An 8,158-nucleotide genomic window follows, 5' to 3' on the forward strand; every position below is an offset into this window, starting at 1 on the left:
TTTATCGACCGGGCACGGGGCGCAGGCGCGTCGGGGATTCCATTCAGTAGCATCGGCCCATGTCCTCTTTCGATCTCACGCTGATGTATCTGCTCGCCGCAGTGATCGGCGTGGTCGCCTGTCGCTTCCTTCGGCTGCCCCCGATGCTGGGCTATCTGGGGGCGGGCGTGCTCATCGGGCCACATGCGCTGTCCCTGGCCGAGGACGCCGACGGCATCCGGCACCTGGGCGAATTCGGCGTCGTCTTCCTGATGTTCGTGATCGGGCTGGAGTTCAGCCTGCCCAAGCTGCGCGCCATGCGCAAGCACGTGTTCGGCCTGGGCTTGCTGCAGGTCATGATGACGATGGCGATCGCGACGCTCGGCGGCCTCATGATGGCTGCGTGGCTCCCGCCGGCCTGGCACCTGGGCTGGCAGACGGCACTCGCGCTATCCGGCGCGCTCACCATGAGCAGCACCGCGATTGTCGTGAAGCTGATGGCCGAGCGCCTCGAGCTCGAAAGCGAACACGGCAAGCGCGTGATGGGCGTGCTGCTCTTCCAGGATCTTGCCGTGGTGCCGCTGCTGGTGCTGATCCCGGCGCTTGGCGCACCGCCGGAGGCGCTGCTGAAGGCGCTTGCCATCGCCTGGCTGAAGGCCAGCGTCCTGGTGGGCGTGCTGCTCTATGGTGGGCCGCGGGTGATGCGCTGGTGGTTGACCCTGGTCGCGCGCAGACGCAGCGAGGAGCTCTTCATGCTCAACCTGCTGCTCGTCACGCTGGGCCTGGCTTGGCTCACGGAGCTCGCGGGACTGAGCCTGGCGCTCGGTGCCTTCGTTGCGGGGATGCTGGTTTCGGAGACCGAATTCAAGCACCAGGTCGAGACCGACATCCGCCCCTTCCATGACCTGCTGCTGGGGCTCTTCTTCATCTCGATCGGGATGTCGCTCGATTGGCACATCGTGGTCGAGCGCTGGGCGCTCGTGGGCATCCTGCTCCTTCTGCCGCTGGCCTTCAAGCTGGTGCTGGTGACGCTGTTGGCACGGTTGCTCGGGGCAACCGCCGGCGTGTCGCTGCGCACCGGGCTGTACCTGGCGCAAGCCGGGGAGTTCGGCTTCGTGTTGCTGAGTCTTGCGCAGGGCCGGGATCTGCTGCCGGCCTGGCTCGCCAACCCGGTGCTCGCCTCGATGGTGCTGTCGATGCTTGCGACGCCCTTCATCGTGATGTACAGCAACCGCATCGTGCGCAGGCTGGTGGCCAGCGATTGGCTGCAGCAGTCGCTGCAAATGACCTCGATCGCGCGCAAGACCATCAACACTGCCCGGCACGTCATCATCTGTGGTTACGGGCGGTGCGGGCAGAACCTGGCGCGCATGCTGGAGCGCGAGGGTATCCCGTACCTGGCGCTGGACCTGGACCCCGACCGCGTGCACCAGGCGGCCGCAGCCGGCGATTCCGTGGTATTCGGCGATGCGGCGCGGCTGCAGGCGCTGATGGCGGCCGGGCTGGCACGGGCCAGCGCGGTGGTCGTGACCTATCTGGACACCCCCGGCGCACTGAAGGTGCTTGCCAACACGCGAGCGCACGCACCGCAGGTGCCGGTGATCGTGCGCACAAAGGACGACCGGGAACTGGAGAAGTTGCAGGCTGCCGGCGCCACGGAGGTGGTGCCGGAGGCGATCGAAGCCTCGCTGATGCTGGCCAGCCACGCGTTGGCGCTGGTCGGCGTGCCGATGCGGCGGGTGATCCGCGTCGTGCAGGACCAGCGGGATGCCCGTTACAACCTGCTGCGCGGCTACTTCCATGGCGCCGACGATGACAACGCCGACGAACTCGACCATGAGCGGCTCAACACCTTCACCCTCACGGCCGATGCCCGTGCGGTGGGCCGGCCGCTCGATCAGCCGGCGCTGGAGGCCGTGGGCGTGCGGGTGGCGAGCCTGCGCCGGCGCAACGGCAAGGCGGAGACCGTGAACGACGACATCATGCTGGCGGACGGCGACACGCTGGTCCTGTCGGGCAAGCCTGGCGCGCTCGCCATTGCCATCGAGCAGTTGCAGAAAGGGTGAGCGCTGTGCAGTGATTTCGGGAGATGCGGCGAACCCGGCGCGGCGTGGTGCATCCGTCCGTGTTCTCAGTTGGCGAGGCTGGGATTGCGCTTCTCTTCGTCGATCTGCTGCTGGCGCCGCACCGCGTCGCACTGCGTATGCGTCCTGTACTCGGCCTTGGCGCACTGCGCGACCATGCAGCGGGCGCGCCCGAAGAAGCCCTGGCCGGCGCATGCAACACCCGGGTTGGGCGGAGCGATCGGTTCGATCGGCGCTGGCGCCATGGCGATGACTGCGGGCGGAGGCGCGGGCGGGGCTGCGGGGGCAGGCACGGCCGGTGCGGGCTTGCGTGGGTTGGGCGCCGCGGCCACGGCGGCGGGCCTCGCTGGCGCTTTGGCCTTGACGCGCGGTGGGGGTTGGACAGGTGGAACGGAGGGCACGGGAGTCACAGGGGGCGCAGGTGACTCGGCAATGGCGGTCGGCGGCGCCGTTTGTGCGGGCACTTCAGCTGCCGTGTCCTGCACCGCAGGTGGCGGGACCGTGGGCTCGGGTTCAGGAGCGGCTGGCGCCGGATCGGGCACTGGAACTGGCGGCGGGACAGTGACCGCCCCCGCCGTCGCGGCGATCGGGCTCAAGGCCGGCGTGGAAGCATCGCGACGGCTCTGCACGAACCAACTGCCCGCAGCGAGCACGACCAGCAGCAGGGCCACGACGCCCCATCGCGCCGTAGATCGACGCGGCGCAGCAGGGGCGACGAGTTCGGCAGGCCTCGATGCTGCCTTGGGGGTCGGGACATGGACCGCAGACGGCGCTGGGACCGGTGCAGGGTGGCGCACCGGTGGTTGCGGCGCCGGCGACGGGCTGATCGCCACCGTCTTTTCATTGGCGGCGGCAGAGCCTGTCAGGGGGCTTTCGAGCTGCGGCGTCGGCTCCGTGATCGGCCATTCTTCGGGTGTGGGAGCGTTTGCGTCCGTGGCGGCTGACGCCGGCTCCAGCCGAGAGCCACAGCTTCTGCAGAACCTTGCGCCATCACGATTTTTCGCGCCGCAGGACGCGCACTCCATACCCATCTTGGAAGCCCTCAACTTGTACGCACCACTTTCCAAGCAGCGGGAAATGGTCGATGCACTCGTCAGTGCCAAGAGCCTAGGTCACCGCGACGCGCTTGGGTTTGTTGACCATTCTCTTCGCAATCACCGCTCCCAAGGCCAGTGCGAGCTCCAGCGCCAACGCAGGCTGGCGGTTGGACATCTCGGCAAAGCGGATGGCCGTCAGCCGCCAGACGCGCGCCGCGCCGGTCGCCACCACGTTCGCAGAACGCGGCAATCTGGAGAAGAAGGACCCTTCGCCCACAACTGAACCGGGATTGAGGATCGCGAGCCGCATCTGTCCCTGGCTGCCGATCAGATGAACGCTCAGCGCGCCGCCTTCGATGAAGAAGAGCGTGCGGTCGTTGGCGCCCTGATCGATGAGCACCTGGCCGGCATTGAGGTCGAAAGGCTGCAGGTAGCTCGCGAGCGTCTCCCACTGCTGGGCATTGAAGGCCGGAACGAAAGCGTCGTAGCTGGTGTTCTGCGCGACGGCGCGGCAAAGATCCTGGATGCTCGATGACATGATGATTCACCTGCTGTGGGGTGCCGGAGCGCAGTATGGACGATTGTGGCAAATTGCAGTGACACAAGTCACGACTGCTAACTATTTCTGTCTACTTTCCGATACAGAACCGCGAAAAAATTACGCCGAGCAAGTCATCAGCGCCGAACTCGCCGGTGATTTCGTTGAGCGCGTTCTGCGCCAGACGCAGTTCCTCCGCGAGCAGCTCCAGTGCCAGGGCTCCTGATGCAAGATGCTCGGCGGCGCAGGCAAGATGCTCCTCGACCCGCAAGAGCGCCTGCACATGGCGGGCGCGCGCCAGATAGACGCCCTCCGGCACTGCCTGCCACCCGGCCACCTCGAGCAGACGCTGCCGCAGTACCTCGATGCCGAAGCCAGTCTTCGAGGACAGGCTGATCCCGGTGGCGGGCACTTGCGTCGTGGCTGCGTCCTGCTTGCTCCAGACATCGAGCACCGGCACGCGGCCGGCGAGCTTGTCGTTGAGCAGGCGCAGGATGTCGGCATCGGCCTTCGCATAGTCAGCACGGCCCGCACGCGTCAGGTCGTGCAGAAAGAGCACCGCGTCGGCGCCCTCGATCTGCCCCCAAGCACGCGCTACCCCGATCTGTTCCACCAAGTCGGTGCTGTCGCGCAAGCCGGCGGTGTCGACCACGTGCAGAGGCACGCCCTGAATCTGGATGGTCTGGGACACTACGTCGCGCGTGGTGCCCGGAATCGGGCTCACGATGGCGAGCTCGGCGCCAGCCAGCGCATTGAGGAGCGAGCTCTTGCCCGCATTGGGCTGACCGGCGATCACGACCTTGATGCCTTCGCGCAGCAGTGCGCCCTGGCGCGCGCGCTGCTGGACCGCGCCCAGTTGCACCTGGAGGGCAGCGAGTTGGCCCTCGGCGTCGGCCTTCTTGAGAAAGTCGATCTCCTCCTCCGGGAAATCCAGCGTCGCCTCGACCAGCATGCGCAGGTGGATCAAGGCATCGCGCAGCGCGTGGATCTCCTGCGAGAACGCGCCCGAGAGCGAACGCCCGGCGCTGCGTGCCGCCGCCTCCGTGCTGGCGTCGATCAGGTCGGCAATGGCCTCGGCCTGCGCCAGATCGATCTTGCCGTTGAGAAAGGCGCGCTGGCTGAACTCCCCGGGTTCGGCGACGCGCAGGCCGGCAAGGCGAGGCCGACCGGTGCTTGCTTCGATGTCGGCGGCGGCTTCCAGGCATCGGGCCAGCAGCAATTGCAGCACCACTGGACCGCCATGCGCCTGGAGCTCGAGCACGTCTTCGCCGGTGTAGGAATGCGGTGCCGGAAAGTGGATGGCCAGGCCATGATCGATGGCACTGCCGCCGGCATCGCGAAAGGGCAGGTAGGTGGCCTCGCGCGGCTTGAGGCTGCGCCCGCAGATCTCGGCGATCAGAGACGCCAGCCGCGCGCCGGACACGCGCACGATTCCGACCGCGCCACGGCCGGACGCCGTGGCGATAGCGACGATAGGGTCGTTGGTTCGCGCCAGCATGGAGTGGATGATGCTTCAACGAGAAGGGCCGCATTCTGCGGCCCCCGTTCGAGTTCGATTCGCGCGCGCTACTTGCCCAGCACGCCCAGTCGTTTGTTGATGAACCACTGCTGCGCGATCGACAGCACGTTGTTCGTGATCCAGTACAGCACCAGGCCGGCCGGGAAGAAGACGAACATCACGCTGAAAGCCAGCGGCATGATCCACATCAACTTGGCCTGCATCGGGTCCGGCGGCGTAGGGTTGAGCCAGGTCTGGAACAGCGAAGTCGCCGTCATCACGACCGGCAGGATGAACCAGGGGTCCGGGGCCGAGAGATCCTTGATCCAGCCGATCCAGGGTGCATGGCGCATCTCGACCGAGGACAGCAGCACCCAATAGAGTGCGATGAACACGGGGATCTGGATCACGATCGGGAAGCAGCCACCCATCGGGTTGACCTTTTCCTCGCGGTAGATGCGCATCATCTCCTGCTGCATCTCCTGCGGCTTGTCCTTGAGCCGTGCGCGCATCTCCGTCACCTTGGGGTTGATGGCCTTCATCTTCGCCATGCTGGCGTAGGCCTTGGCGTTGAGCCAGTAGAAAGCGGCCTTGAGGAGCACCACGAGGGCGACGATGGCCCAACCCCAGTTGCCCAGGATGGTGTGCAACTTGTCGAGCAGCCAGTAGAGCGGCTTGGAGATGATCGTGAAGATGCCGTAGTCTTTGACCAGCTCGAGCCCGGGCGCCAGCGCCTCGAGCTTTTTTTCTTCCTCGGGGCCGGCGAACAGGTCGCTGTCGATCGTCTGCGCGGCGCCCGGTGCCAGCTTGTTGAGCGGAATCACCATGGACACCGAATACAAGTTGTTCTCGAGGTCTTTCACGCGGAACTCGCGCTTGAGCTTGGCGCTGTCTGGCGCGTTGAGCAACCAGGCAGACACGAAGTAGTGCTGCACCATCGCGATCCATCCGTTGTCGGCCGGCGGCGGTAGATCGGCCTTGTTCTTCGTGATGTCGCTGAAGGGAATCTTGTGGAACTTCTTTTCTTCGGTGTAAAGCGCCGGCCCCGTAAAGGTGTTGGTGCCGAACATGGTGCCGGCCGCCACTGTGCCGTGGCGCGTGAACTGCAAATAGAGCTGAGCGTCACGGGGCTGGTCGCCGACATTCACGATCTGGTGCTTGACATGGATCGAATAGTCGCCGCGGCGGAATTGGTAGGTCTTGACGTACTTGAGGCCGCCCGCCGGCTGTGATTCGAATGTCACCTCGAGCGCATCTTGCCCGTCGGCCAGCTCGCGAGGACCGCTCCTGGCAGTCATCAGGCTCAGGTGGTTCGGAAAATGGTCGCCAGTGTCGATCGTGTTCAACAGCCCGGTCTGCGCCACATAGCGCGTGAGCGGCGAGCCGTCTTCCATCAGCGTCACGAAGCGGGTCTCGGGCTTGGCCTCGGGCCGGCCAATCATCTTGTAGAAAGTGTCGACCAAGCCGCCTTGGTGGGTCTGGTCGACATATTTGAGCAGCTCGAGCTTCGACAAGGTGGCGCCCTGGCTATCGATCACTGCCTTGAATACGTCAGTCGAGACGGTGACCTTCTCGCCGGCCGGGGCAGCCGCCGCCGACTGAGTCGGCACCGCGGTCGAACTGCCACTGCCGGCCGTGCTACCGGCGACTGCCGGGAGGTCGCTACCCGCCGTGCCGACCGGAGCCACCGGCGGTTTGGCCGGGGCAGCGGTCTTCGTCGAGGGTAGGAAGGTCGGCTTGTGGCCATTGAAGACCTGCCATTGGTCCCACAGCAGCACCAGCGAGAAACCAAAAACCACCCACAGGATGGTGCGGCGAATATCGTTCATGAAGAAGACTTCTTGTCGTCGGAGAACAGGGAAGAGAACGGCGCCCTCGAATCGGGGGCCCCGGGCTCCTTCCTTGCGGGAACTGGATCGTGGCCGCCCTGGCACCACGGCTGGCAGCGCGCCAGTCGGCGCAGGGTGAGATAGCTGCCAACCGCCGCGCCATGGCACTCGAGCGCTTCGATGGCGTAGACAGAGCAGGTGGGCTCGAAGCGGCAGGCCTGGCCGAGCCAGGGGCTCAGCAGCAGGCGGTAGCCCTTCACCAGGCCGATCAGCAGGGCTTTCATGGTGCGCGCGCGACAGCGGCCCGCTCCAACAATTGCTGGAGCTCGGCACGAACGGCGGCGTTGAGCTTGTCGGAACTCGCGCTGTGGAATTCCTTGCGGTCGAACCCCGCGCGCAGACGCACCACGTGCGCGGCAGGTGGGAGGGCACTGCCGGCGGCCGTGCTCATGCGGTAAATCTGGCGCTTGATTGCGTTGCGTGTAACCGCGCGGCGCGCCCATCGCTTGGGCACCATCGCACCGATCCACACATCCTGTGTAGCGAACAGCGGCGTGGGTCCGCGCGGCGCGTCGAGCGCGCAACGGTGCAATGCGAAATGGGTGGTGCGCGCCACAGTAGCACCTGCGAGGACGGCCTGGAACTGCGCGCGGGTCTTGAGCCGCTGCATGGAAGCCAACCGCAATGCGTCGGCAGAAGATGGCGGCGGTACGACTGGCAACAGAGCCGACGGCGCCTTAGACGGCGAGGCGCTTGCGGCCTTTGGCGCGACGTGCGTTGATCACGGCGCGGCCGCCGCGGGTCTTCATGCGGACCAGGAACCCGTGGGTGCGGGCGCGGCGGACTTTGGATGCTTGGTAAGTGCGTTTCATGACTTGATTCCTGATGCACCCGAGCGGCCAATGGGCCATCGGGTTCTGCTGCCAATGTGGCTGATACCGATACCGGGTAGACCAACTGAATACCGCGGCTGAATGCCCCGAAACTCACAAAGAGGTTTTCAGGGAAACCGGCGATTATCGCAAACATTCTGTCGCGCAACAATCCACATGCGCCGCGGACCGGGTTCACGCACGGCACAAAGCCATGTGGATAAGGTTTTGACAAGTTAGAATCGTCGGCCCATCCCAGGGGCGACTATCCACAAGCAGAACGACAAATGACCGAGGGATCCTCCACCTTTCAGACCCCCC

8 protein-coding genes and 1 pseudogene are annotated in these 8,158 nt (G+C 65.7%); 1 reads left to right on the forward strand and 8 read right to left on the reverse strand.

Translation table 11 applies throughout. The annotated features are described in order from the left end of the window. Positions 1 to 59 precede the first annotated feature (59 nt). Positions 60 to 2,045 carry a monovalent cation:proton antiporter family protein gene (locus G3W89_RS28130; protein ID WP_162577234.1) on the forward strand — a complete coding sequence of 662 codons (1,986 nt, stop codon included), beginning with the start codon at positions 60 to 62 and terminating at the stop codon, positions 2,043 to 2,045. Positions 2,046 to 2,110: 65 nt separating this feature from the next. Here the strand turns inward: G3W89_RS28130 and G3W89_RS33530 are convergent, their stop codons facing one another. The 8 genes and pseudogenes from G3W89_RS33530 to rpmH all read right to left on the reverse strand — a co-directional run bounded on the left by G3W89_RS33530 (position 2,111) and on the right by rpmH (position 7,837). Next, positions 2,111 to 2,896, reverse strand: a complete 786-nt coding sequence (locus G3W89_RS33530; protein ID WP_269474994.1) for a hypothetical protein — start codon at positions 2,894 to 2,896, stop codon at positions 2,111 to 2,113. Positions 2,897 to 3,022: 126 nt separating this feature from the next. Further along, positions 3,023 to 3,094, reverse strand: a pseudogene (locus G3W89_RS33740) (zinc-ribbon domain-containing protein); the annotation flags it as partial. A 76-nt stretch (positions 3,095 to 3,170) separates the two neighbouring features. After that, positions 3,171 to 3,638, reverse strand: a complete 468-nt coding sequence (locus G3W89_RS28140; RefSeq protein WP_162577236.1) for a cyclic nucleotide-binding domain-containing protein — start codon at positions 3,636 to 3,638, stop codon at positions 3,171 to 3,173. A 91-nt stretch (positions 3,639 to 3,729) separates the two neighbouring features. Next, complete coding sequence (gene mnmE / locus G3W89_RS28145) at positions 3,730 to 5,136, reverse strand: tRNA uridine-5-carboxymethylaminomethyl(34) synthesis GTPase MnmE (RefSeq protein WP_162577237.1); 1,407 nt, start codon at positions 5,134 to 5,136, stop codon at positions 3,730 to 3,732. A 68-nt stretch (positions 5,137 to 5,204) separates the two neighbouring features. After that, the gene (yidC, locus tag G3W89_RS28150) at positions 5,205 to 6,965 is read right to left on the reverse strand and encodes a membrane protein insertase YidC (protein ID WP_162577238.1); all 1,761 of its coding nucleotides are present in this window, start codon (positions 6,963 to 6,965) and stop codon (positions 5,205 to 5,207) included. Beyond that, positions 6,962 to 7,249, reverse strand: a complete 288-nt coding sequence (yidD, locus tag G3W89_RS28155; RefSeq protein WP_162577239.1) for a membrane protein insertion efficiency factor YidD — start codon at positions 7,247 to 7,249, stop codon at positions 6,962 to 6,964. The genes yidC and yidD overlap by 4 nt, the downstream gene beginning before the upstream one ends. Next, positions 7,246 to 7,635 (reverse strand): ribonuclease P protein component, encoded by a 390-nt coding sequence (locus tag G3W89_RS28160; protein ID WP_162577240.1) that lies wholly within the window; start codon positions 7,633 to 7,635, stop codon positions 7,246 to 7,248. The genes yidD and G3W89_RS28160 overlap by 4 nt, the downstream gene beginning before the upstream one ends. 67 nt (positions 7,636 to 7,702) lie before the next feature. Beyond that, the gene (gene rpmH, locus G3W89_RS28165) at positions 7,703 to 7,837 is read right to left on the reverse strand and encodes a 50S ribosomal protein L34 (RefSeq protein WP_007834827.1); all 135 of its coding nucleotides are present in this window, start codon (positions 7,835 to 7,837) and stop codon (positions 7,703 to 7,705) included. Positions 7,838 to 8,158 lie beyond the last annotated feature (321 nt).

The sequence above is a fragment of the Variovorax sp. PBL-H6 genome, assembly GCF_901827155.1.
GTDB lineage: Bacteria > Pseudomonadota > Gammaproteobacteria > Burkholderiales > Burkholderiaceae_C > Variovorax.